At 72.8% G+C, this 23,010-nt stretch carries 22 protein-coding genes; 10 read left to right on the top strand and 12 right to left on the bottom strand.

Annotation, left to right across the window (positions count from 1 at the left end):
- Positions 1-17: 17 nt before the first annotated feature.
- From ACLGIH_RS11245 to ACLGIH_RS11235, 3 genes are all read left to right on the top strand, one after another.
- Positions 18-2,039: a trypsin-like peptidase domain-containing protein gene (locus tag ACLGIH_RS11245; protein ID WP_416525103.1), complete on the top strand. Its 2,022-nt coding sequence runs from the start codon at positions 18-20 to the stop codon at positions 2,037-2,039.
- Positions 2,040-2,156: 117 nt separating this feature from the next.
- Entirely contained in the window at positions 2,157-2,609 is a 453-nt protein-coding gene (locus tag ACLGIH_RS11240) for a sec-independent translocase (protein ID WP_416525102.1), read from the top strand.
- A 204-nt stretch (positions 2,610-2,813) separates the two neighbouring features.
- Positions 2,814-3,485 (top strand): hypothetical protein, encoded by a 672-nt coding sequence (locus ACLGIH_RS11235; protein WP_416525101.1) that lies wholly within the window; start codon positions 2,814-2,816, stop codon positions 3,483-3,485.
- Between the two features lie 158 nt (positions 3,486-3,643).
- Here the strand turns inward: ACLGIH_RS11235 and ACLGIH_RS11230 are convergent, their stop codons facing one another.
- The 3 genes from ACLGIH_RS11230 to ACLGIH_RS11220 are packed head-to-tail and all read right to left on the bottom strand — an operon-like array spanning position 3,644 to position 6,708.
- The gene (locus ACLGIH_RS11230; RefSeq protein ID WP_416525100.1) at positions 3,644-4,777 is read right to left on the bottom strand and encodes an Mrp/NBP35 family ATP-binding protein; all 1,134 of its coding nucleotides are present in this window, start codon (positions 4,775-4,777) and stop codon (positions 3,644-3,646) included.
- A 43-nt stretch (positions 4,778-4,820) separates the two neighbouring features.
- Positions 4,821-5,435 (bottom strand): DUF1003 domain-containing protein, encoded by a 615-nt coding sequence (locus ACLGIH_RS11225; protein ID WP_416529340.1) that lies wholly within the window; start codon positions 5,433-5,435, stop codon positions 4,821-4,823.
- Positions 5,425-6,708 (bottom strand): magnesium transporter MgtE N-terminal domain-containing protein, encoded by a 1,284-nt coding sequence (locus ACLGIH_RS11220; protein ID WP_416525099.1) that lies wholly within the window; start codon positions 6,706-6,708, stop codon positions 5,425-5,427. The genes ACLGIH_RS11225 and ACLGIH_RS11220 overlap by 11 nt, the downstream gene beginning before the upstream one ends.
- A gap of 377 nt (positions 6,709-7,085) precedes the next feature.
- Between ACLGIH_RS11220 and ACLGIH_RS11215 the strand changes: the two genes are divergently transcribed.
- Entirely contained in the window at positions 7,086-7,829 is a 744-nt protein-coding gene (locus ACLGIH_RS11215) for a hypothetical protein (RefSeq protein WP_416525098.1), read from the top strand.
- A gap of 188 nt (positions 7,830-8,017) precedes the next feature.
- On the opposite strand, the gene ACLGIH_RS11210 is transcribed toward ACLGIH_RS11215, so the two are convergent.
- Positions 8,018-8,536 carry a hypothetical protein gene (locus tag ACLGIH_RS11210; protein ID WP_416525097.1) on the bottom strand — a complete coding sequence of 173 codons (519 nt, stop codon included), beginning with the start codon at positions 8,534-8,536 and terminating at the stop codon, positions 8,018-8,020.
- Positions 8,537-8,559: 23 nt separating this feature from the next.
- Positions 8,560-9,675 carry a magnesium and cobalt transport protein CorA gene (locus tag ACLGIH_RS11205; RefSeq protein ID WP_416525096.1) on the bottom strand — a complete coding sequence of 372 codons (1,116 nt, stop codon included), beginning with the start codon at positions 9,673-9,675 and terminating at the stop codon, positions 8,560-8,562.
- A gap of 526 nt (positions 9,676-10,201) precedes the next feature.
- Here ACLGIH_RS11205 and ACLGIH_RS11200 point away from each other — a divergent pair.
- From ACLGIH_RS11200 to ACLGIH_RS11185, 4 genes are all read left to right on the top strand, one after another.
- Positions 10,202-10,798, top strand: a complete 597-nt coding sequence (locus tag ACLGIH_RS11200) for a suppressor of fused domain protein (RefSeq protein ID WP_416525095.1) — start codon at positions 10,202-10,204, stop codon at positions 10,796-10,798.
- 209 nt (positions 10,799-11,007) lie between these two features.
- The gene (locus ACLGIH_RS11195; RefSeq protein WP_416525094.1) at positions 11,008-11,649 is read left to right on the top strand and encodes a DUF6758 family protein; all 642 of its coding nucleotides are present in this window, start codon (positions 11,008-11,010) and stop codon (positions 11,647-11,649) included.
- Positions 11,650-12,025: 376 nt separating this feature from the next.
- On the top strand, positions 12,026-12,883 hold the full coding sequence (locus ACLGIH_RS11190) for a PHP domain-containing protein (protein WP_416525093.1): 858 nt from the start codon (positions 12,026-12,028) through the stop codon (positions 12,881-12,883).
- Between the two features lie 437 nt (positions 12,884-13,320).
- Entirely contained in the window at positions 13,321-13,926 is a 606-nt protein-coding gene (locus ACLGIH_RS11185; RefSeq protein WP_416525092.1) for a MarC family protein, read from the top strand.
- Between the two features lie 77 nt (positions 13,927-14,003).
- Here ACLGIH_RS11185 and ACLGIH_RS11180 read toward each other — a convergent pair whose 3' ends face one another.
- A complete protein-coding gene (locus ACLGIH_RS11180) occupies positions 14,004-14,156 on the bottom strand; it encodes a hypothetical protein (RefSeq protein WP_216724727.1) in 153 nt (50 codons plus the stop codon).
- A gap of 246 nt (positions 14,157-14,402) precedes the next feature.
- Here ACLGIH_RS11180 and ACLGIH_RS11175 point away from each other — a divergent pair, with 246 nt between their 5' ends.
- Positions 14,403-15,308: an NYN domain-containing protein gene (locus tag ACLGIH_RS11175; RefSeq protein ID WP_416529339.1), complete on the top strand. Its 906-nt coding sequence runs from the start codon at positions 14,403-14,405 to the stop codon at positions 15,306-15,308.
- A gap of 18 nt (positions 15,309-15,326) precedes the next feature.
- Here the strand turns inward: ACLGIH_RS11175 and ACLGIH_RS11170 are convergent, their stop codons facing one another.
- On the bottom strand, positions 15,327-16,265 hold the full coding sequence (locus ACLGIH_RS11170) for an alpha/beta fold hydrolase (protein WP_416525091.1): 939 nt from the start codon (positions 16,263-16,265) through the stop codon (positions 15,327-15,329).
- A gap of 235 nt (positions 16,266-16,500) precedes the next feature.
- The gene (locus ACLGIH_RS11165; RefSeq protein ID WP_416525090.1) at positions 16,501-19,029 is read right to left on the bottom strand and encodes a DEAD/DEAH box helicase; all 2,529 of its coding nucleotides are present in this window, start codon (positions 19,027-19,029) and stop codon (positions 16,501-16,503) included.
- A gap of 737 nt (positions 19,030-19,766) precedes the next feature.
- Between ACLGIH_RS11165 and ACLGIH_RS11160 the strand changes: the two genes are divergently transcribed.
- Positions 19,767-20,507: a ferritin-like fold-containing protein gene (locus tag ACLGIH_RS11160; RefSeq protein ID WP_416525089.1), complete on the top strand. Its 741-nt coding sequence runs from the start codon at positions 19,767-19,769 to the stop codon at positions 20,505-20,507.
- A gap of 196 nt (positions 20,508-20,703) precedes the next feature.
- Here ACLGIH_RS11160 and ACLGIH_RS11155 read toward each other — a convergent pair whose 3' ends face one another.
- The 4 genes from ACLGIH_RS11155 to ACLGIH_RS11140 all read right to left on the bottom strand — a co-directional run bounded on the left by ACLGIH_RS11155 (position 20,704) and on the right by ACLGIH_RS11140 (position 22,817).
- A complete protein-coding gene (locus ACLGIH_RS11155) occupies positions 20,704-20,973 on the bottom strand; it encodes a hypothetical protein (RefSeq protein WP_416525088.1) in 270 nt (89 codons plus the stop codon).
- A gap of 282 nt (positions 20,974-21,255) precedes the next feature.
- Positions 21,256-21,483 (bottom strand): DUF3107 domain-containing protein, encoded by a 228-nt coding sequence (locus ACLGIH_RS11150; RefSeq protein ID WP_416525087.1) that lies wholly within the window; start codon positions 21,481-21,483, stop codon positions 21,256-21,258.
- 214 nt (positions 21,484-21,697) lie between these two features.
- Positions 21,698-22,354: a TetR/AcrR family transcriptional regulator gene (locus tag ACLGIH_RS11145; RefSeq protein ID WP_416525086.1), complete on the bottom strand. Its 657-nt coding sequence runs from the start codon at positions 22,352-22,354 to the stop codon at positions 21,698-21,700.
- 241 nt (positions 22,355-22,595) lie between these two features.
- A complete protein-coding gene (locus ACLGIH_RS11140; RefSeq protein WP_416525085.1) occupies positions 22,596-22,817 on the bottom strand; it encodes a hypothetical protein in 222 nt (73 codons plus the stop codon).
- Between the last annotated feature and the right edge of the window lie 193 nt (positions 22,818-23,010).

The following is a 23,010-nucleotide window of genomic DNA, read 5'->3' as shown; positions in this document are numbered from 1 at the left end:
CCAGCTGTGGGGAGAGCATGAACGAGGGGAAGCCCACGAAGGCGAAGTGGTGGAGCCGTCCGCGTCCGCAGGACGCCGATGGGACGCCGCCCGAAGAGGCGGCGGAGCAGCGGGCACAGGCGCCCGAGCGCGGGGACACGGCGGACGGCGACTTCGAGCTGGCCCGTCCGCGCGTCGCCCACGGTGACGCCGCGGGCGGCGCGGGGAGCACCGGGCCGGCCGGGGACGGTGAGGCGGACAGGGGCGCCGGAGACGGACACGCCGAGGACAGGGACGCAGGCGCCGACGCAGGCGCCGCGGCGGCCCCGGGGGCGGACGGAGACGGCGACTACGAGCTGGACCGGCCGGTGACGCCGGGCGACGCGCGTCCCCGGCCGCTGCACGAACCCGACCTCTACAGCACGCCACCGTACGGCGAGCCGGGCCCGTGGGCCCCCGCCCCGCCGGTCCAGCACCCGGCGACGACTCCGGCGCACGGCGTCGCGGCCCCGGTGCACGCCATGCCCGCCTCGGCGGCGGCTCCGGGGAGCGACACGGTGGTTCCCGCGCAGGGCGCGGCGGCTTCCGCGCACGGCACGGCGGCCCCGCCGGCGGCCCTCGGGCCGGGTGTGGCGGCTTCCGGCCACGGCGTGACGGGCCCCGGGCCGGGCGCGGAGGTTCCCGGCCAGGGTGTGGCTCCCGGCCATGGTGCGGCGGCTCCCGCGGTGGCTGCCGCCCCCGGTGCCGCCGGGGGCCCCGGGACACCGTTCGTTTCCGGTGGGCCGGCGTCCGGGCAGGCGGGGCCGGTTTCCGGTGACCGGCCGTCGTCCCCCGACGGCGCCGACCCCTGGCGCCGCTACGACCCCTGGGCGCAGGCCGCCGCCGGTGCGGGCACCGCCGGGCCGTTCCAGCAGAACGGCGCCGCCGTCCCGACGCGGGAGCAGCGGCGTCGACGGGCGCGGAAGGCCCTCGTCGTCGGTGCCGCACTGCTCGCCGTCCTGTCCGGCGTGGGCGGCGGCATCGTGGGGGCGTACCTGGAGCGCAACGGCGGCGTCGGGACCGTGGAGCTGCCGCAGGCCGGGAAGGAGCCGGCCGGGCGGGACCCGGACAGCGTCGCGGGGATCGCGGCCAAGGCGCTGCCCAGCGTGGTGACCCTGCATGTGAGCGGCGGCGGCTCCGGGGGCACCGGCACCGGATTCGTGCTCGACGACCGCGGCCACATCCTCACCAACAACCACGTCGTGGAGCCCGCCGGCGCCAACGGCGAGATCTCCGTGACCTTCCACAGCGGCGACACGGCCGAGGCGACCCTCGTCGGCCGCGACAGCGGCTACGACCTCGCCGTCGTGAAGGTGAGCGGCGTCCGCGGCCTCACCCCGATGCCGCTCGGCAACTCGGAGAACGTCCAGGTCGGCGACCCGGTCGTCGCCATCGGCGCCCCCTTCGACCTGGCGGGCACGGTGACCTCCGGCATCATCAGCGCCAAGGAGCGGCCCATCACGGCGGGCGGCGGGAAGGGAGACGGCAGCGACGTGTCGTACGTCGACGCCCTGCAGACCGACGCGCCCATCAACCCCGGCAACTCCGGCGGGCCCCTCCTCGACTCCCGGGGCCGGGTCGTGGGTATCAACTCGGCCATCCGTTCCGCCGGCAGCGGTGGCGACGCGGGCGGCGGACAGGCCGGTTCGATAGGACTGGGCTTCGCCATCCCCATCAACCAGGGCAAGCGCGTGGCCGAGGAGCTGATCAACACCGGTCGGGCGACCCACCCGGTCATCGGCATCACGCTCGACATGGGCTACAGCGGCGACGGCGCCCGCGTCGGCACCAAGGGCAGCGACGGCGGCCCTCCGGTCGTCGAGGGCGGCCCCGGTGACAAGGCCGGCATCGAGGCGGGCGACGTGATCACCGCCGTCGACGGCCGGCGCGTCCACTCGGGTGAGGAACTGATCGTCAAGACCCGCGCCCACCGCCCCGGCGACCGCCTGGAGCTGACCCTGGAGCGCGATGGCGAGGAGCGGACGGTCTCCCTGGTGCTCGGCTCCTCGCACGGCGACTGAACGGCAAACAATCCGGAAAGCGACCGTATACACGCACCCGGCGGCCGCCGGACCGTACCGGTCCGGCGGGATCGGCGGGTACCGTGGAGGCGGCCCGGACATCCCAAGGAGCTTCAGGTGTTCAATGACATAGGCGCACTCGAGCTGGTGACGCTCGTCGTTCTCGCCGTGCTCGTCTTCGGTCCGGACAAGCTCCCCAAGGTCATCCAGGACGTCTCCCGCACGATCCGGAAGATCCGGGAGTTCTCCGACAGCGCCAAGCAGGACATCCGGCAGGAGCTGGGACCGGAGTTCAAGGACTTCGAGTTCGAGGACCTCAATCCCAAGACGTTCATCCGCAAGCAGCTGGACAACGACGACCTGGGGCTCAAGGAGATCCGCAACGGCTTCGACCTGAAGAAGGAGATGTCCGAGGTCGCCGACGCGGTGCACGCCCGCGACTCCGAGATTTCGGCGTCCTCCGGTGCCTCCTCCTCGTCCGGGGCCGCGGGCGGCCGTGTGGACATGGTCAAGAAGCCCGAGCCGGCTGCCGTCGACAACCGCCCGCCCTTCGACGCCGACGCCACCTGAGGTCTTGGTCCGGACGGCGGTACGGCGGTCGCACACGGCCTGAACACGACGCTCACGCGACCCACGCGCCGGGCGGTTTCGCGGTTGCTCTCAGTGGTGTGGCTATGCTGCCGAGTTGTTGTGCGGGCCGTACGTGAACCAGCAGCGTCGCCCGAAGGGGGGCGGGCCGTACCGGCCCGACGAGAGCGAGGAGGCGTCCGGCATATGGAGACGACGAGCGGGGCAGTCGCGCAGGCGCCGGCCGCGGAGGGCGGACAGCAGCTCCCCTCCGCCCGGCGTACGGTCGACGCCTACCTGCGTGCGCCCTTCCCCTGGTACGGCCTCGACGAGGCCTTCACGGGGCCGCGCTGGCTGATGCAGGTCGGCACGGCGGCCGACGGCACGGTGGAACACGGCTCGATCGGGCACGGCGACGAACCGTCGGTGCGCAACGAGCACACCTCCGGTGACGAGCAGGACGCCAAGGAGAAGTTCGCGGTCGTCGTGACCGTCGCGGCCAACCCCGACCGGCGCAGCGCCGACGGCACGGGGCTGCTGGAGGCCACATCGGTCTCCTCGGCGGCCTGGCTGGCCGGTGTGGGGCTGCTGTCCTTCACCTGGCCGGGCCAGATGGACCACGCGCTGCGCGACGACTGGCTGGAGCAGCAGACCGAGACGGCGTGGGTCCTGGCGGACGACCTGGACGGGGCCGACTGGTCGACGCTGTCCCTGCCGGTGGACGGGGTGCCGACGTCGTTCCACTACCGGGAGTCCGAGTTCGGGTGGGTCCTCGCCGGGACCACGCAGCAGGGAGTGCACCTCGGCGCGTACGGCAGGGGCATGAGCGCGTACGGGCTGGGCTTCGCCGTGGTGAAGGACGTCGCCGCGTACGCATGACCGAAGGGCGCCGCGCGGGTGCGGCGCCCTTCGTGGCCGGCGTTCGGGGCGTGGCCGGCGTTCGGGACGAGGGGCGGCTGCGGGTCTTCCGCGGCCGGTCGCGCCCGCGCGGCGCGGCCGCGTACCGGTGCGGCCCCGCGCCCCTTGAGGCCGGTGGCCTAGAACTTGTTCTTGGGAGTGATCCCCAGGGACAGACCCGACAGGCCCCGCTGCCGGCCCCCCAGCTTCCCGGCGATCGCGCGCAGAGCCGAGCCCGCCGGGGAGTCCGGGTCGGTGAGGACCACCGGCTTGCCCTCGTCGCCGCCCTCGCGGAGGCGGACGTCGATGGGGATGGCGCCGAGGACCGGCACGGAGGCGCCGGTCGTGCGGGTCAGGCCGTCGGCGACCACCTGGCCGCCGCCGGTGCCGAAGACGTCGACCATCTCGCCGCAGTGCGGGCAGGGCAGGCCGGACATGTTCTCGACCACGCCGACGATCTTCTGGTGGGTCTGCACGGCGATCGCGCCTGCCCGCTCGGCCACTTCGGCCGCGGCCTGCTGGGGCGTCGTCACGACGAGGATCTCGGCGTTCGGGACCAGCTGCGCGACGGAGATCGCGATGTCGCCCGTGCCGGGCGGCAGGTCGAGGAGGAGGACGTCGAGGTCGCCCCAGTACACGTCCGCCAGGAACTGCTGGAGGGCGCGGTGCAGCATCGGGCCGCGCCAGACCACCGGCGCGTTGCCCGGCGTGAACATGCCGATGGAGATGACCTTCACGCCGTTGGCGGACGGCGGCATGATCATGTTCTCCACCTGGGTGGGACGACCGTCCGCGCCCAGCATGCGTGGCACGCTGTGGCCGTAGATGTCGGCGTCGACGACGCCGACCTTCAGGCCGTCCGCCGCCATCGCCGCGGCCAGGTTCACGGTGACGGACGACTTGCCGACGCCGCCCTTGCCGGAGGCGACCGCGTAGACCCGGGTGAGGTTGCCCGGCTTGGCGAACGGGACCTCGCGCTCGGTCTGCCCGCCGCGCAGGGCGGTGGCCAGCTCACGGCGCTGCTCGTCGCTCATCACGTCCAGCTCGACGTCGACGCGGGTGACGCCCTCGAGCCGCGAGACGGCCTCGGACACGCGCTGCGTGATGGTGTCCCGCATGGGACAGCCGGAGACGGTCAGGTACACGGCGACCGCGACCGCCCCGTCCGCGCCGATCTCGACCGACTTGACCATCCCGAGTTCGGTGATGGGGCGGTTGATCTCGGGGTCGTTCACCGTCGACAGTGCCTCGCGCACCGCGTCTTCCGTAACCATAAGGACGATGGTACGGCGACCGGCACGGCCCCCGGTAAGGCCGTCAGCGGTCTTCTGCGTCACGTCCCTGCGGCCGTTCCGTCTTGAATGTCCGAACTGCCGGAACTGTGTCCGCCTCGGGGCGGTGGCCGTTCTGCAGCTCCTCCAGCTCCTTGACCATGTCCTGAAGCTCGGAGCGGATCCAGTCCCGGGTCGCGACCTCGCCCAGGCCCATGCGCAGGGCGGCGATCTCGCGGGTCAGGTACTCGGTGTCGGCGATCGACCGCTCGTTCTGCTTGCGGTCCTGTTCCAGATTGACCCGGTCCCGGTCGTCCTGCCGGTTCTGCGCGAGCAGGATCAGCGGGGCGGCGTAGGAGGCCTGGAGCGACAGCGCCAGCGTCAGGAAGATGAACGGGTACTCGTCGAACCGCAGATCGGCGGGGGCGCTCACGTTCCACAGCACCCACACGATGATCACCACGGTCATCCAGACGAGGAACCGTCCGGTGCCGATGAAGCGCGCGATCCGCTCGGACATCCGTCCGAACGCGTCCGGGTCGTACTCCGGCAGGAACCGGCGGCGCGGCGGACGCGGCTGGTCCAGCCGCGGCCGGTGCCGGGTGCTCGCGGTCGCCCCGGCCGGCGTGCGTTCGCGGACGGTCTCGCGCTCAGGCGTCATGGACACCCGCCCCCTCCTCCAGGTGGAACTCCGTTCCCCGCCAGTCCTGCGGCAGCACGTGGTCGAGTACGTCGTCCACGGTCACCGCCCCCAGCAGCGACCCGGACTCGTCGACGACGGGCGCCGCCACCATGTCGTACGTGGCGAAGAACCCGGCGACCACGGGCAGCTCCGCCTCCGGCTCCAGCGGTTGCAGGTCGTCGTCGATGATCGACCCGACCAGCGTGTACGGCGGATCGCGCAGCAGCCGCTGGAAGTGGACGGTGCCGAGGTACTTGCCGGTCGGCGTCTCGTCGGGCGGCCGGCAGACGTAGACCTGGGCGGCGAGCGCGGGGGACAGGTCGGGGTTGCGGACGCGGGCGAGGGCGTCGGCGACGGTGGCGTCCGGCCTGAGCACGATCGGCTCGGTCGTCATCAGACCGCCGGCCGTGTGCTCCTCGTACGCCATCAGCCGCCGCATGTCGGCCGCGTCGGCCGGCTTCATCAGGCTCAGCAGCCGCTCCTTGTCCGCCTCCGGCAGCTCGCCGAGCAGGTCGGCCGCGTCGTCGGGGTCCATCGCCTCCAGGACGTCGGCGGCCCGCTCCTCCGCCAGCTTGCCGAGGATCTCGATCTGGTCGTCCTCCGGCAGCTCCTCCAGCACGTCGGCCAGGCGGTCGTCGTCCAGGGCGGCGGCGACCTCGGCGCGGCGCTTGGCGGACAGGTGGTGCAGGACGTTGGCCAGGTCGGCGGGGCGCAGCTGCTCGAAGGTGGCGAGCAGGCTCTCCGCGCCCTGCCCGTGCTCCTCCAGCGAGAACCCCGTGACCGCCGTCCACTCCACGGTGAGCGCCTCGCCCTTGCTGCGCCGGAAGGCGCCGCCCTTCTTCCCCTTCCGGACGAAGACGCGGTCGATCTCCCAGTCCCGGCGGGTCGGCAGCTGGTGCACCGACAGGTCGAGGACGGTGACCTCCTCGCCGGTCTCGGTGAGCGTGACCCGCCGGTCCAGCAGCTCGCCGAAGACGAGGCGCTCGGTGGGCCGCTGCTCGAAGCGCCGGACGTTGAGCACGCCGGTGGACAGGACCTGGCCGGACTGGATGCCGGTGACCCGGGTCATCGGCAGGAAGATGCGGCGGCGGGTGGCGAGTTCGACGACCAGGCCGAGCAGCCGAGGGGGCTTCTGCCCGACGCGGAGCATGACGACCAGGTCACGCACGCGGCCCACCTGGTCGCCGTTGGGGTCGAAGACGGCGACGCCCGAGAGGTGCGAGACGAAGATCCGGGGTGCGCCCGCTGCCATGCCGGCGGCTCCTTTTCGTCAGAGGGTCGTCAGAGATCGGTCAGAGATCGTCGGCGTTCGTAAGAGCTGTGTCGTGCGGTGTCTCTTTTCCGAATTGCCCGCTCGGACGGCCTTCAGGCTAGCCCGTCCGCAACGGGCCCGCTCCGGCGGCCGGTCCGGACGGACTGCCTCCGTTCGCCGTACGGGACCCCGGTACGCTGCGGTACGCCGTGTCGGCCCCCGGGCGGGTCCCGGTCGGCCCGGTCGGCCGTGTGATCCGTGTGATCCCTGTGATCGAGTTGGTCCTGTGGCCCCTGCGGTCCACGTCGGCCAGTGAGCCGCGTGAGCCCGTGAGCCGCGTCAGCCGTGTCAGCCGTGTTCAGAAAGGCAGCCCACCTGTGACTGTGATTCCCCGGCGCCGAACCCGCAGGGCCGCTCTGGCGGGTGCGGTGTGCGCCCTCGCCGTCGCGGGCACGGGGCTGACGGGATGCGGCGGCGAGGACCCGGACGCGGGCACCAACGGGGTCGGCAAGCTCCCCGCCGACAAGATCCAGGCCAGGACGCGTACGGCCGCCGAGTCCGCCCCCGCGGTACGGCTGTCCGGCACGGTGGTCACCAGCGGGCGCACGTACAAGCTCGACATGCGGCTGAAGCCGGACGGCGGCACCGGGTCGGTCACCGCCGGGGGGAGGACGTTCCGGCTGCTGCGGATCGGGGAGCAGCTCTTCCTCAAGGCGGACGCGGAGTTCTGGAGCAGCGACGGCGGCAACGCGGACGCGGCGGCGGCCGAGAAGCTCGGCGGCAAGTACGTGACGGTGCCGCAGGGCGACCCCTCGTACAAGAAGTTCATCGGGTTCGCCGACAAGGACGTGCTCCTCGACGGTCTGCTGACCCTGCACGGCACGGTGGAGACCGACGGCCGCCACCGGCAGGCCGGCGTCCGGACCATCCGGATCAGCGGCGATCAGGGCGCCGGCGGCTCCCTCGACGTGTCCTTGGAGGGCAAGCCCTACCCGGTGCGGCTGGTCCGGGCGGGCAAGGCCGGCACGATCAGCTTCTCGGACTGGGGGCAGGACTTCCCCCTCCAGGAGCCGGCGGAGGACGACACCCTGGACTACGGCAAGCAACTCCCGACGTCCTGACCGTCCAGCCCGACCGTCCCGGTCGGGCCCCGGCCCACGACGCCCGGCCCTGCCGGCCACCGCCCCGGCGGGGTGAACCGGCTGGGTGGACCGGGCCGGGCGGACCGGTCCGGAAGACATCCGGGCCCACGACGCGGCCCCGATCCGCCGCCGGACCGCCGCCGGACCGCCGCCGGGCCGGCGGCGGTCTACCGGCGTCCCCGGCGTCCCCGCTTCAGCAGCAGGCGTGGCAGGCCCGCCGGGATCGGTTCGCGGGTCGTCGCCGGCGTCGGCAGCGGGGGTTCGGCCAGCGGGCCGTCCGGCAGCGGGGCCGTCGCACCGGTCGGTTCCAGGCGCAGCACCCGGCACTGACGGGCCCAGCGGTCCGGTACGGCCTCGCCGTCGGAGGCGTTGAGCCGCTTGCCCTTCAGCTCTGCCACCGCCGCCTGCCACGCCTCGGAGCCGGAGGCCAGCTCCACGATCCGCGCCGTCCAGGAGACGAGCCGCCCGCCCTTGTCCTTGCTGCGCACGGTCACTTCGGCCATGGCCCCGTCGGCCAGCCCGGGCAGCGGCTGCTCGCCCGGCCCGTCGCCGACGACGCAGGCCGCGCCCTCGTGCCAGACGTGCCACAGGGGGCGGGCGGGACTCCCGGGCCCCTGGACCCAGATCAGCCCGGACTTCTTCGTGGCCTCCTCGACGAGGGCCCGGTCGAGCAGCTCACTTGTCATGGGCCCAGCCTAACGAGCCCCGCTCACAGCCAGCCGTTGCGCTTGAGCGTGCGGTGGATGCCGAAGCAGATGGCCACCGTGATGCTGAGGACCAGCGGGTAGCCGTAGCGCCACTTCAGCTCGGGCATGTGGTCGAAGTTCATCCCGTACACGCCGCACACCATCGTCGGTACGGCGATGATCGCCGCCCACGAGGTGATCTTGCGCATGTCCTCGTTCTGCGCGACGGACGCCTGGGCGAGGTTGGCCTGGAGGATGGAGTTCAACAGCTCGTCGAAGCCGACGACCTGCTCCTGCACCCGGGCGAGGTGGTCGGCGACGTCCCGGAAGTACTTCTGGATGTCCGGGTCGATCAGCCGCATCGGCCGCTCGCTGAGCAGCTGCATGGGACGCATCAGCGGGGAGACCGCCCGCTTGAACTCCAGCACCTCTCGCTTGAGTTGGTAGATCCGCCCGGCGTCCGTACCCCGCGGGGTGCCCTTGCGGCCGGGCGAGAACACCTCGGTCTCGACCTCGTCGATGTCGTCCTGCACCGCGTCGGCGACCGCGATGTAGCCGTCGACGACGTGGTCGGCGATGGCGTGCAGCACCGCCGACGGGCCCCGGGACAGCAGCTCGGGGTCGTCCTGGAGCCGGTGCCGCAGCGCCCGCAGCGAGCCCTGCCCGCCGTGCCGGACGGTGATGAAGAAGTCCCGCCCGGTGAAGCACATCACCTCGCCGGACTCGACGACTTCGCTGTTGGCGGTGAGCCGGTCGTGGTCGACGTAGTGGATGGTCTTGAAGACGGTGAAGAGGGAGTCGTCGTAGCGCTCCAGCTTCGGTCGCTGGTGGGCCTGCACCGCGTCCTCCACCGCCAGCGGGTGCAGCCCGAACTCACGGGCGATACCGGCGAATTCGTCCTCGGTCGGCTCGTGCAGACCGATCCACACGAACCCGCCGTCACGGCGTACCCGGCGCATCGCCTCGTGCGGGCTCAGCGGGGCCTCGGTCTCGACGCGGCGGCCGTCCCGGTAAACGGCGCAGTCGACGACGGCCGAGGCGGTCGCCGGGTCGCGGGTGGCGTCGTACGCGCCGCCGTCCTTGCGCAGCGAGACGCGGGACGGACGGACGGCGGCGCGCAGGTCACGGATCATCGACATGGCAGGCTCCTTCGCATCGGGCAGCGAAAGGCGCCGACGACGGGTGGAACTACCCGGAATGGGGACGTCCGGCGTGCGGAGGGATGGCGCGTCCACAAAGCGGGGAGCACCGCACCGTCGCGGTGGCGGGTTTCGCACTTGAGTCAGCTGTCGACGCAGGCCGGGCTGAGCCGGGTGCATCAGGCAGGTCGAACAGACGACGATGTGCTCTTCCGTGCGACAAGGCGCGCAAGTGACGGCGGCGGCAGCCGGCGGGGCCGGAGCGGCTGCGTCAGCGGCCGGAAGAGCGGGCGGTACTGCACGGTCGACTTCGGTCCATGACAGCCCCACCTCCTCCGGCCGGTCCCTCGTGAGGGATGATCCTTCCCCTCGTTTAGAGGGGTTCCCCGTAGGGGAGTGTTCACTGCGGCGGGGCCCTGGGGTTCACGTCCCCGTGTGCTGCCCCGAACCGCCGGGCCAGAGTATCAGCCGCTCGGCGTGTCAAGGCGCCGCTTTGCCTGGTCCTGACGAGTTCTATGCTCGCCGCATGGCTGATGTTCTTCCTCTGGTCGAGGCCCGGTTGTGCACCGCGCTGGGCGAACCGGACGCGCGCGCGGCGGTCACCTTCCTCGGCACCGACCGCATCGAGGTGCTGCGCTTCACCGGCGACGGCCCGGAGGGCGACATCGTCCGGTACGCCACGCTCGGCATGTCCGCCCAGCCCATGGCGGACCCCGCGGCGGTGCTCGCGGACCCGGTCAAGGGCCCGCGCGCCGAGCTGGTCCTGTCGGTCCGCGCCGGGCTCGCCGACACCGACAAGGCGCTCCGCCCGCTCGCCGTCCTCGCCGCCTCCCCGCAGGTCGAGGGCGTGGTCGTGGCCCCCGGCGCCTCCCTGGACGTCGGGGAGCCGCTGTGGCCGGGCGCCCCGTTCACCTCCGTCCTGGTCGCCGAGCCCGGCGGCCTGGTGGAGGACCTGGAGCTGCCGGAGCCGCTGGACCCCGTCCGGTTCCTGCCGCTGCTGCCGATGACGCCGAACGAGGCGGCCTGGAAGCGGGTGCACGGCGCGCAGGCCCTCCAGGAGCGCTGGCTGACGCACGGCACGGACCTCAGGGACCCGTCCCGCGGATCCGTGCCGCTGGACTGACCGCCGGCGTGACGGATCTCACCAACGGCGGGTGAGAACCGAGCAGTTGACGAGGGCCGGGACATCGTGCGCGGCGGCGCACCTCGGAGCGTAGTGACTTAGTGCGCCTAAGTAATGCAATCGGCATCTGGTTCCCGCCGGGCAGTCGTTCCGTCCGGATGGGTGATCGTCCTTGACGTGGCGGTGCAGGGGTAGGACCGTGGGGCTCTATGAGGGGCGAACCCAGTTGCCCGAAGTGTGGTGGCCGGGTCAGGGCTCCCGGCCTCTTCGCCGATTCCTGGCAGTGCGACGTGCACGGCACGGTGCATCCGCTGCAGCCCGTGGTTCCGCCCAGCGTCGAGGCTCTCGACGTCGTGGTGCACCGCACGCAGGTGCCGGTGTGGATGCCGTGGCCGCTGCCGGTCGGCTGGCTGTTCACGGGCGTGACCTGCGCCGGCGACGATCGCACAGGCGGCCGGGCCACGGCGGTGGCCTGCTCGGGCCCCGGCCCGCTCGGCGGCATCGGTGAGCTGATCCTGGTCGCCGAGGAGCTCGGCGTGGGCCTCGGCGCGCGGTACGCGGGCATCGACGCCCCGGACCCGGGTCCGTATCTGGACGTGGAGAAGCCGGCCCAGGCCAAGGTCCTGGCCGCGGGCCGCCCGACCCCGCTCTGGCATGTCTCCGGCGCCCCGGCCGACCGTGCGGTCTTCGCGGGCGAGGCGCTCGGCATGTGGCTGTGGGCGGTGGTGTGGCCGGAGCAGTCGGGGCTGCTGATGTACGACGAACTGGTGCTGACCGACCTGCGCGAAGCCGGCGCCGAGGTGGAGCTGGTGCCGTGCGGGGCGTTGTCGCCGCGCTTGCTCAAGCCGTAGCGCCGCGCTTGCTCAAGCCGTGGCGCCGTGCTTGGTCGGGCCGTGGCGCCGTGCTTGGTCGGGCCGTGGCGCCGTGCTTGGTCGGGCCGTGGCGCCGTGCTTGGTCGGGCCACAGGGCTGTGCTCGCTCAAGCCGTGCCGCTGCGGTCGCCCAAGCCGGTGCTGCGCTCGCTCAAGCCGTGGCGCCGTGCGGGGAAGGGCGCAGGTGGGCGGGGGCGGGGCGGTCGTGCCGATGTGCGGCTCCGTCTCCAGGGTGAGCGGGTCCCGGACGCGGTTGTAGGGGGCGCCGGGTCGTTGCGGGTGTGACAGAGGGCGTCTCGCTTCCCGTTATGCTGGAGCGTCCCCGTCCGCCACGTCACCCGCTTGGAGTCAGCGTCGTGCGCATCGATCTGCACACCCACTCCACCGCGTCCGACGGCACGGACACCCCGGCCGAGCTGGTGCGGAACGCCGCCGCGGCCGGTCTGGACGTCGTCGGGCTGACCGACCACGACACCACCCGCGGGTACGCCGAGGCGGTCGCCGCCCTGCCGGAGGGGCTCACGCTGGTCACCGGCGCCGAGCTGTCCTGCCGGTTCGACGGCATCAGCATGCACATGCTGGCCTACCTCTTCGATCCCGAGGAGCCCGCCCTGCTCGCCGAGCGCGAGCTGGTCCGGGACGACCGGGTGCCGCGGGCCAAGGGCATGGTCGCCAAGCTGAACGCCCTGGGCGTGCCGGTCACCTGGGAGCAGGTCGAGCGGATCGCCGGCCACGGGTCGGTGGGGCGGCCGCACGTCGCCACCGCGCTCGTCGAACTCGGTGTCGTACCGACCGTGGGGGACGCCTTCACCCAGGACTGGCTGGCCGACGGCGGCCGGGCCTACGTGGAGAAGCACGAGACCGACCCGTTCGAGGTGATCCGGCTGATCAAGGGCGCGGGCGGGGTCGCCGTCTTCGCCCACCCGGCCGCCGCCAAGCGGGGGCGCACGGTGCCCGAGTCCGCGATCGCCGAGATGGCCGCGGCCGGGCTCGACGGCATCGAGGTCGACCACATGGACCACGACGCGAACACGCGGGCGCGGCTGCGCGGGCTGGCGAAGGAGCTCGGGCTGCTGGTGACCGGGTCCAGCGACTACCACGGCAGCCGGAAGACCTGCTCGCTCGGCGAGTACACGACGGACCCCGAGGTCTACGGGGAGATCACGCGACGGGCGTTCGGCGCGTTCCCCGTGCCGGGGGCCGGCGGAGTCTAGGCCTCCGCGCCCCGGCGGAGTCCGGGGCCCGCGCCCCCGGCCAAGTCTCGGTCTGCGCCCCCGGCGGAGTTCGGGGCCCGTGCCCCGGCGGCCTGTGAGAGCCTCGCGCTCCCCATGTCCGGGCACACGCCCGTGCCCCTCACCCGGGCAGGGCCGTGCTCCCACGCCAAGGGCTCGGGTCTGTGCTCACGCGTCAGGGTCCAGGAGGCCCGTGCTCCCCGCCTTCCGGGTGCGGAGGCACGTGACCGTGACCGTCCCGTGTTCCGAGGCCCGTGACGGCGGCCGTGCCGCGAGGCCCGGGCTCGGGCCGCGTCCGGGGCCGCGGTCACGGGCCGGACCCCGCGGCGACCTCTCTCGCGCATTTCCACCGCGTCCTTCCACCGTGCACCTCAGCACCGCTCACACTCCCCTTCTCCTGCAAGGCCAGTAGCTCACCCATGTTCGACATCGCCGTCTTCGGTTCCCTCTTCCTGACCCTTTTCGTGATCATGGATCCCCCGGGGATCACCCCGATCTTCCTCGCGCTCACCGCCGGTCGCCCGGCCAAGGCCCAGCGGCGGATGGCCCTCCAGGCCGTCTGTGTGGCCGGTGGCGTGATCACCGTGTTCGGCCTGCTCGGCCACCAGATCCTGAACTACCTGCATGTGTCCGTGCCCGCGCTGATGATCGCGGGCGGGCTGCTGCTCCTGCTGATCGCGCTGGACCTGCTCACCGGCAAGACGGACGAGCCGAAGCAGACCAAGGACGTCAACGTCGCCCTCGTACCGCTGGGCATGCCGCTGCTGGCCGGTCCCGGGGCGATCGTGTCGGTCATCCTCGCCGTGGAGAAGGCCGACAGCGTCACCACGCAGGTGTCGGTGTGGTCGGCGATCTTCGCCATCCACGTCGTGCTGTGGCTGGTGATGCGGTACTCCCTGTTGATCATCCGGGTCATCAAGGACGGCGGCGTGGTCCTGGTGACCCGCCTCGCGGGCATGATGCTGTCCGCGATCGCCGTGCAGCAGATCATCAACGGGGTGACGCAGGTGATTCAGGGCGCCTGACGACGGCGCGCGCATGAGCGGAGCCCCGGTACGACGATGCGTACCGGGGCTCCGGGCGTATGCAGAGTTTCCGCGCCTTACGAGGCCGAGGTGTCGGCGGGGCGGATCCACAGGCGCTGCCCGATGGCGGCGGCCTGCTGAACGATGCGGTTGACAGAGGCGGCGTCCACAACGGTGGTGTCCACGGGCGTGCCGTCGACGTCGTCGAGTCGCATGACTTCGAAGCGCATGGGCCTCTCCCTTCGTCTGGTCATCCTCCTGAGGAGAACTACTGGAAGCGCCGCGGGCGTCACGCGGAGCACCGATGCCCCGCGTCCCTCAGCGGCTACACCTGGTCAACGCCCCCCGTGTTACGAACATTCCCTACGCTAAGGAAATTTTTCGAACGGCTAACTACTGAGCGGTAAGGGTGACCGCTCTCCACCGGAACCGGACCGACCGGGACCGGTTGTGTTCACAGCGTGACCGCCGGGACAATGGAGGCAATGAACGACGACCTCGGGTCCCTGAACGCCCGCATCGACCGCACCAACGCGCTGCTCGAGCGCATGCTCGCCGAGGTGGCGAAGACGCCCTCCACCCATGCGATCTTCGTCGACGCCGGATACCTGTACGCGGCGGCGGGCCGACTGGTGGCCGGGACCGAGGACCGCCGCGCCTTCGACCTGGACGCCGAGGGACTGATCGAGGCGCTCATCGACCGCGCCCGGACGATCTTCGCGGACAGCAGGCTGCTGCGGGTCTACTGGTACGACGGCGCCAGGCGCCGCATCCACACCGCGGAGCAGCAGTCCATCGCCGAGCTGCCGGACGTCAAGGTCCGCCTCGGCAACCTCAACGCCAACAACCAGCAGAAGGGCGTCGACTCCCTGATCCGCTCCGACCTGGAGTCCCTCGCCCGGTACCGCGCCATCAGCGACGCGGCCCTGCTCGGCGGCGACGAGGACCTGGTCTCGGCGGTCGAGGCGGCCCAGGGCTACGGGGCCCGCGTCCACCTCTGGGGCGTCGAGGCACCCGAGGGCCGCAACCAGGCGGATCCCCTCCTCTGGGAGGTCGACAGCCAGCGCACCTTCGACCTGGAGTTCTTCAAGCCCTACGTCTCCCGGCGCACGGCCCCGCTCTACGACACGGCGGGCACCGCCCGGCCGACCCGCGAGGACGTCCGTTTCGTGGGCTCCCAGATCGCGGCGAAGTGGCTGGCCGCCCGGGGCCGCGACTCCCTGGCGGAACTGCTCCCCGGCCACCCGTACCTCCCCGGCTCGGTCGACCAGGACCTCCTGGTGGAGGCGGAGGGCCTGCTCCAGTACTCCCTCCGCGGCCAGGCGGACCTGCGCCGGGCCCTGCGGGACGGGTTCTGGGAGTACGTGCAGACGCGGTACTGACGCGGTGCTGATGCGGTACTAGGACGTGCCGGGGCCGGGGCCGGGGCTGGTGCCGGCGTCGGTGGTTCCGCGGGGGACGGTGTCCCAGAAGTCCGCGAGGGCGGCGGCCGTGGCCAGGGGCTGGTCGGTGTTGGGGGAGTGCTCGGCGCCGGGGATCACGGTCCGGCGCGCGTTCAGCCGTACGGCCATGTCGTCCAGGAGCGGCACCGGCCAGGTGTCGTCGCGTTCCCCCGACAGTACGTGGAACGGCAGCGGTACGGCGGCCAGTTCGGCGACCCGGTCCGGTTCGGTGCACAATTGCCGCCCCGTGGCGACGAGTTGCGCCGGCCTGGTGCCCAGCCAGCGGCGGCGCAGCCGCTCCTCGTCGGCGAGGCCGCGGGCGGGCCCACCGACCTCCTCGGGCGGCCCCATGGCCTGGATCGCGTCCCAGACCTCGTCCATCGACATCACGGCCAGCGCGTCCCGCAGCAGCTTCACGCGCTGCTGCTGCGAGACCGAGATCTGTGCCGGGCCCGAGGACATCAGGGTGAGGGAACGGAAGGGGGAGTGGTCCAGGAGAACGGTCGCGCGGGCGATCTGACCGCCGAGCGAGTGCCCGAGGAGATGCAGGGGAGAGCGGGTGGCGAGGGACCGGGTGCCGAGGGCCGCCACTTGTGCGAGCACGTCCTGCGCCAGTTCCGGCTGGGCGTAGGCGGACTCGTCGTCCGCGGGCCCGTCGGACTCGTACTGGCCCCGTCCGTCCACGGCGACGGTACGGTATCCGCGCGCCGCGAGCGGTTCGTGCAGCAGCGTGAAGTCCTCCTTGCTGCCCGTGAAGCCGGGCAGCATCAGCACGACACCCCTCGGGTCGACGCCTTCGGCCACGGGCGAGTCGACGACGGCGAACTCCCCGCGCGCGGTCCGCAGCCGGTAGACGCGCGCGTGCGGGGGCGGGGCGAAGGCGGCGTTCTGGCTCACGGGCCGAGGGTATCGGGCGGACCGATGCGGGGCAGCAGCCACGGTTTCCGCCCACCACCCACCGCCTATCGCCCATCGCCCATCGCCCATCGCCCATCGCCCATGGGCCACCGGCCACCGGCCGACGGTACGGAGGGGTGATCGGTCCGGGGAGGCGGGGCGACGGGTGCCGGGAACGCCGTCGGCCCGGTACCGCGGGTGCGGTACCGGGCCGACGGTCGACGGGCGCGGCAGGTCAGGCCTCCGTGGCCTCCACGGTGGCGGTTGCCTTGCGCGTGCGGCGCCTCGGCGCGGCTGCGGCCGGCTCGCTCTCCTGCGCGGTCTGGGCCGGGATGCCGGCCGTCGCGGCTTCCGGTGCCTCCGTCGCCGGGGCGGCTTCGGCCGTCTTGCGGGTGCGGCGGGTCTTCGGCTTCGCCTCGGTGCCTTCCGCGGTCTCGGTGGCGGTCTTGGCCGTGGCGGCGGCCTTCCGGGTGCGCCGCGGCTTGGCCGCCTCCGCTTCCGGTGCCTCCGTCGCCGGGGCGGCTTCGGCCGTCTTGCGGGTGCGGCGGGTCTTCGGCTTCGCCTCGGTGCCCTCCGCGGTGTCGGTGGCGGTCTTGGCCGTGGCGGCCGCCTTCCGGGTGCGCCGCGGCTTGGCCTCGGTGCCCTCCGGCTCCTCGGCCGTCTGGGCCGGGATGCCGGCCGGGGCGGCCTCGGCCGAGGCGGTGGCCTTGCGGGTACGGCGCGCCTTGGGTTTGGCCTCGGCGGCCTCCGCCTCCGGAGCCGTCTCGGCGGAGTCGGCGGATTCGACCGGCGCCGCGGTCTTGCGGGTGCGGCGCGTCCTCGGCTTCGTCTCCGCGCCCTCGGCGGTGTCGGCGGCGGTATCCGCCTTGGCCGCGGTCTTGCGCGTGCGGCGCGGCTTCGGCTCCGTCGCCTCCGGGGCGGACTCGGTCGTCCCCTCGGCCGTGCCGACCGCCGTCTCGGCAGCGGCCGTCGCCTTACGGGTACGGCGGCGCGGCTTGGCGGCGGGCGCGTCCTCGGCGACGGCGGTCACCGGGGCCTCTGCGGTCACCGGAGCCTCGGGGGTCTCCGGCGCGGTCGGCTCGGGCGACTCGGCCCGCTCGGCCGTGGTCGCCGGTGCCTCTGCCGACTTGCGGGTGCGGCGGCGGCGCGGCTGCGCCGGAAGCTCGACGGCCTCGACGGCCACGGCGGCCACGGCGGCCTCGGGAGTCGTCCCCTCGGCGGTCGCCACGGCCGCTTCCGCCGTCTGCGCGGCCTCCGGCGCCGCGGCCTGCGCTCCGCCACGGGTGCGGCGCCGACGGCGCAGGGTGCGCGGGCCGGCCTGAGCGCCGTCCGCCTCCCGGCCGTCGGTTACGGCCGCACCGGTCGACGGGGTCCCGCTCGCGGTGTCCGCGGGGGACGCCGCGTCCAGCGGTGCCCCGCCGCGCGTACGGCGGCGGCGACGCGGCGTACGGGCCGGACGCTCCCGCTCGGCGGAACGGGCCTCGTCACGGTCGCCCCGGCTGTCACGGCCGTCACGGTCGCCCCGGCTGTCACGGCCGTCACGGCCGCCGCGTCCGCGACCGGCCCGGCCGCCCGGCTCGCCCAGATCCTCCAGTTCCTCCGCCGCCAGGCCGGCGCGGGTGCGCTCCGAGCGCGGCAGGACACCCTTGATGCCCTCCGGGATGCCCAGCTCGGCGTAGAGGTGCGGGGAGGTGGAGTACGTCTCCACCGGGTCGTTGAGGCCCAGCTCCAGCGCCTTGTTGATCAGCTGCCAGCGCGGGATGTCGTCCCAGTCGACCAGCGTGATCGCCGTACCCTTCGCGCCCGCCCGGCCCGTACGGCCCACGCGGTGCAGGTACGTCTTCTCGTCCTCCGGCGTCTGGTAGTTGATGACGTGCGTCACGCCCTCGACGTCGATGCCGCGGGCGGCGACGTCGGTGCAGACCAGCACGTCCACCTTGCCGTTGCGGAAGGCGCGCAGCGCCTGCTCGCGGGCGCCCTGGCCGAGGTCGCCGTGGACCGCGCCGGAGGCGAACCCGCGGCGCTGGAGCTGCTCGGCGATGTCCGCGGCCGTCCGCTTCGTACGGCAGAAGATCATCGCCAGTCCGCGGGTCTCAGCCTGGAGGATGCGGGCGACCATCTCCGGCTTGTCCATGGAGTGCGCGCGGTAGACGAACTGCTTGATGTTCGCCACCGTCGCGCCCTCGTCGTCCGGCGCGGTGGCGCGGATGTGGGTGGGCTGCGACATGTAGCGACGGGCCAGCCCGATCACGGCGCCCGGCATGGTCGCCGAGAACAGCATGGTCTGGCGCTTCACCGGCAGCATGCCGATGATCTTCTCGACGTCGGGCAGGAAGCCCAGGTCGAGCATCTCGTCGGCCTCGTCGAGGACCAGGCACTTGACGTGCTTCAGGTTCAGCTTCTTCTGGCCGGCCAGGTCCAGCAGTCGGCCCGGGGTGCCGACGACCACGTCGACGCCCTTCTTCAGGGCCTCGACCTGCGGCTCGTAGGCCCGGCCACCGTAGATCGCCATGACCCGTACGTTGCGCACCTTGCCCGCGGTCAGCAGGTCGTTGGTGACCTGCGTGCACAGCTCGCGCGTCGGGACGACGACGAGTGCCTGCGGGGCGTCGGTGAGCGCCTCAGGCTCGGCGCGGCCCGCCTCCACGTCGGCGGGGACGGTGACGCACTCGAGGAGCGGGAGGCCGAAGCCGAGCGTCTTGCCGGTGCCGGTCTTGGCCTGGCCGATGACGTCCGTGCCCGACAGGGCCACGGGGAGCGTCATCTCCTGGATGGGGAAGGGAGTGATGATGCCGACGGCCTCCAGGGCCTCGGCGGTCTCGGGGAGGATCCCGAGGGATCGGAACGTCGTAGTCAGGGTGCTGCCTCTTCTGTGTGCGCGGCGCGAGGCGAGCGCGGGGGTCGTGTACGGACCGTGCCGGGGACGACGGCTGGCTGCCTTACGGCGGTGCCGTAGGACACGGGACCACTGCCGACGCTCTAGCGCTCGTACCGCTGAGGTGTCCCTCCGCCTTCCGTACGCGACTGTGCCGTACGGAACGGAGGGCTGTCGGGTCGGAGCCGATCGGGCCACCGACCGGGCATCCTCATGCGTGCGGCCCGACGAAGATGTCACGTACCCGTACGTCACATACTCGGCAGGCGCATTACCACCATACCCCGGATTCGCGCACATGCGATGGCCGATTTGGTCATGTAGCCGTCGTCACACCACTGCGGCGGGGGACGCGAGTCGTGCCGCGGCCGCGGCACGACCAGCGGCGGAGCGGCCGACGACCCGTCGACGACCGGGATACGACCGGGACACGGCCGGCGGTCGACCAGGGCCCGCCTGGCCGTCGGCCGGGGGGCCACCGGCGGTCGTCCGGGGGACCCTCCGGCAGTCGGCCAAGGGGACGGCCAAGGGGACGGCCAGGGGGGCGGCCGGGGGAGACGGCCGGGAGGCCGCCAAGGGCCGACCGGGGACTTCCGTCCGGCGGCGGGCGGGCTATTGTGCGCTGCATGACGAGCTCTGACAAGCCTGGCAACGACACCGCCGCCGAGCCCACTGGAGTCGCCGCCCGGGACTGGGCGACGGCCTCCGCCGACCCGCAGTACCGCGCCGCGGTCGTGGACCTGCTCGGTGCACTGGCGTACGGCGAGCTGGCGGCGTTCGAGCGGCTCGCGGAGGACGCCAAGCTGGCGCCGACGCTCGCGGACAAGGCGGAGCTGGCGAAGATGGCCTCGGCGGAGTTCCATCACTTCGAGCGGCTGCGTGACCGGCTCGCCGAGATCGGCGAGGAGCCGACGGCCGCGATGGAGCCGTTCGTCGAGGCGTTCGCGGGCTTCCACAAGCAGACGGCCCCCTCGGACTGGCTGGAAGGGCTCGTCAAGGCCTACGTCGGCGACTCGATCGCCAGCGACTTCTACCGCGAGGTCGCCGCCCGCCTCGACTCCGACACCCGGGACCTGGTGCTGGCCGTGCTCGACGACACGGGGCACGCCGGGTTCGCCGTGGAGAAGGTGCGCGCGGCGATCGAGGCGGACCCGCGTGTGGGCGGGCGCCTCGCGCTGTGGGCGCGGCGGCTCATGGGTGAGGCCCTGTCGCAGTCCCAGCGGGTGGTCGCCGACCGGGACGCGCTGTCGACGATGCTGGTGGGCGGCGTCGCGGACGGCTTCGACCTCGCGGAGGTCGGCAAGATGTTCTCCCGCATCACGGAGGCGCACACGAAGCGGATGGCGGCGCTGGGCCTGGCGGCCTGACCCACGGGGACCACGCGTCCTGCGCGAGCGTGTCTCTACGTGTCGTCCGGCCCGTCGTGCGGAGCGTTCCGCCGGGAGCGGGTCCCTGCCGGACCCGTTCCGTCGGCCCGGGGGTCATCGGCCCGGGGGTCATCGGCCTGGGGGCCGTCGGCCCGGTGCCGGTCGGACCGGGGCGGACGGCGGTGGAGGCGGCCGGTCAGACGGTTGCCGAGCGGCCGCGGAGTCTTCCCGCGGGGCGCAGCAGCAGCGACAGCGAGGCGGCGGCGACGACCCCCGCACCCAGCAGGACCGGCAGCAGGCCCCCCGCGTCCAGAGCCGTGTGCGTGACGAACGCCCCGAAGAGGGCACCGGCGACACCCGTCGGCAGGACGAGAACACGGTCAGGGAGACGATGCGGCAGGCGGAGGGCGGCGGCCCATGCCAGGGCGAGGCCGAGGAACGCGGCGCTGAGCGCTTCCAAGATCATGTCGGGGTCCCTCCCACATGGCCGGCCTGCCCGAAACAGTCGTAGCCGTCTTACCCCTGACCTGCGGAATGCAATCATCCTCCGGGGGGTGGCTCGTGCTCCGTCCGCGCACCGGACGCGGAGGGGAAAAGGCACCGGCCCGACGTCGGTATGACACCGGCACGACGTCGGCAGAACACCGGTGGGACGTCGGCAGGGCGGCCGGCAGACGGCAGGGCCCGGCGGTCCGCGACCGCCGGGCCCTGCTACCGTCCGCTGCTCGCAGAGCGCGCCGAATGCTCGCTAGAGCGCGCCGAAGCCCACCTTGCGCGGAGACGGCTCACCGATCTCTACGTACGCGAGGCGGTCCGCCGGGACGAGGACCTTGCGGCCGTGTTCGTCCACGAGGCTCAGCAGCTGCGCCTTGCCGGCCAGCGCCTCGGCCACCGCGCGCTCGACCTCCTCGGCGCTCTGACCGCTCTCCAGAACGATCTCGCGGGGCGCGTGCTGCACGCCGATCTTGACCTCCACGGCTATGTCCCTCCGACGGTCAGTGAAGTGCGCGACCTTCCGCGCCGTACGCAGCACACATTAGCCCGGTGAGGGGACGTGCACGCTCCGCGCCAGCACGCCAAGAGCGAACAGCCGACGGGAACAACGGAGGGTGACGGCCGACGGGGGACCGGCGGGGTTCGCCCGGGGCCGCTCAGCGCCGCTGCTCAGCGCCGCTGCTCAGCGCCGTCGCTCAGTGCTGCTGTTCGTGCTGCTGGTCGCTGCCGTGCAGCGGGAAACCGGCGATGCCCCGCCAGGCCAGCGAGGTCAGCAGCTGCACCGCCTGGTCGCGCGGCACGCTGCGGTCGCTGTGCAGCCAGGACCGGGCCACCACCTGGGCGAGCCCGCCCAGGCCCGAGGCCAGCAGCATCGACTCGGCGCGGGAGAGGCCGGTGTCCTCGGCGATGACGTCGCAGATCGCCTCCGCACACTCGTTCGTGACCTTGTCGACGCGCTCGCGCACGGCGGGCTCGTTCGTCAGGTCCGACTCGAAGACCAGGCGGAAGGCGCCGCCGTCGTCCTCGACGTACGCGAAGTAGGCGTCCATGGTCGCCCGGACGCGCTGCTTGTTGTCCGTCGTCGACGCGAGCGCGTTCCGTACCGACTGGATCAGTGACTCGCAGTGCTGGTCCAGCAGCGCGAGGTAGAGGTCGAGCTTGCCGGGGAAGTGCTGGTAGAGCACCGGCTTGCTGACGCCTGCGCGCTCGGCGATGTCGTCCATCGCGGCCGCGTGGTAGCCCTGTGCCACGAACACTTCCTGCGCGGCGCCCAGCAGCTGGTTCCGTCGGGCACGACGGGGCAGGCGGGTGCCCCGCGGGCGTACCGCCTCTGTCTGCTCGATGGCTGTCACGCCGCCTCCCAAAGTCGTCCATGTGCGGTGTGCGCCGCGTCGCCATCGTACTTTTCGGTAACCGTGGTGTGCGCGGTACGAGCGCAGAATTTCACGGACCGGACGGTGACGAAAGCCACGCGAGTGGTTTCAAAAAGGGGCAGTCCGGGCAGAAATCGGCCTCTTCCCTGTTCGGCGGCGTGCGCGCCCGCCCTGCCGCCGTTCGACAGTCGTTCCTCGGCCGTTCCTCGGCCGCCGGCGGTCAGCGGTAGTCGTCCTCGTCGAGGGAGACCACCCGTGCCTGCTCCGCCAGGTCGGCCTCGTTGGCCCGGTCGGGGTCCAGGCGGGTCAGTGGTTCGTCGCGGTCCGGCGCGACGGGCGCCTGCTGCTCGGCGGCATCGGCGTCCGGTGCCTCCACGTCGAACTCCTGGGCCTCCTGAGTCTCGTCCTCGAAGGTCTCGGGATCGGTGGGGTCGACGGCCATATCGGGCTCCCTTCTACGAACGTCCCTGAAAAATGCAGGGGCCACACGCGGGTGCCCTTTGTACGAGCGTAGGAGACACCCGATGCGGACGCCATGTGGTCCGCGTCGAGAGCAGTACCCACACCGGGCCCGCCATGCACGGCGGTGCGGGCGGGCAGGGTGGGAGCGGGCGGAGGGGAGCGAGGGCGCCGAC

It is taken from the genome of Streptomyces hamibioticus (genome assembly GCF_047946815.1).
Classification (GTDB): Bacteria; Actinomycetota; Actinomycetes; order Streptomycetales; family Streptomycetaceae; genus Streptomyces.
Note: the sequence above shows the minus strand (reverse complement) of the source record. Positions and strands in the feature narration are given on the sequence as shown.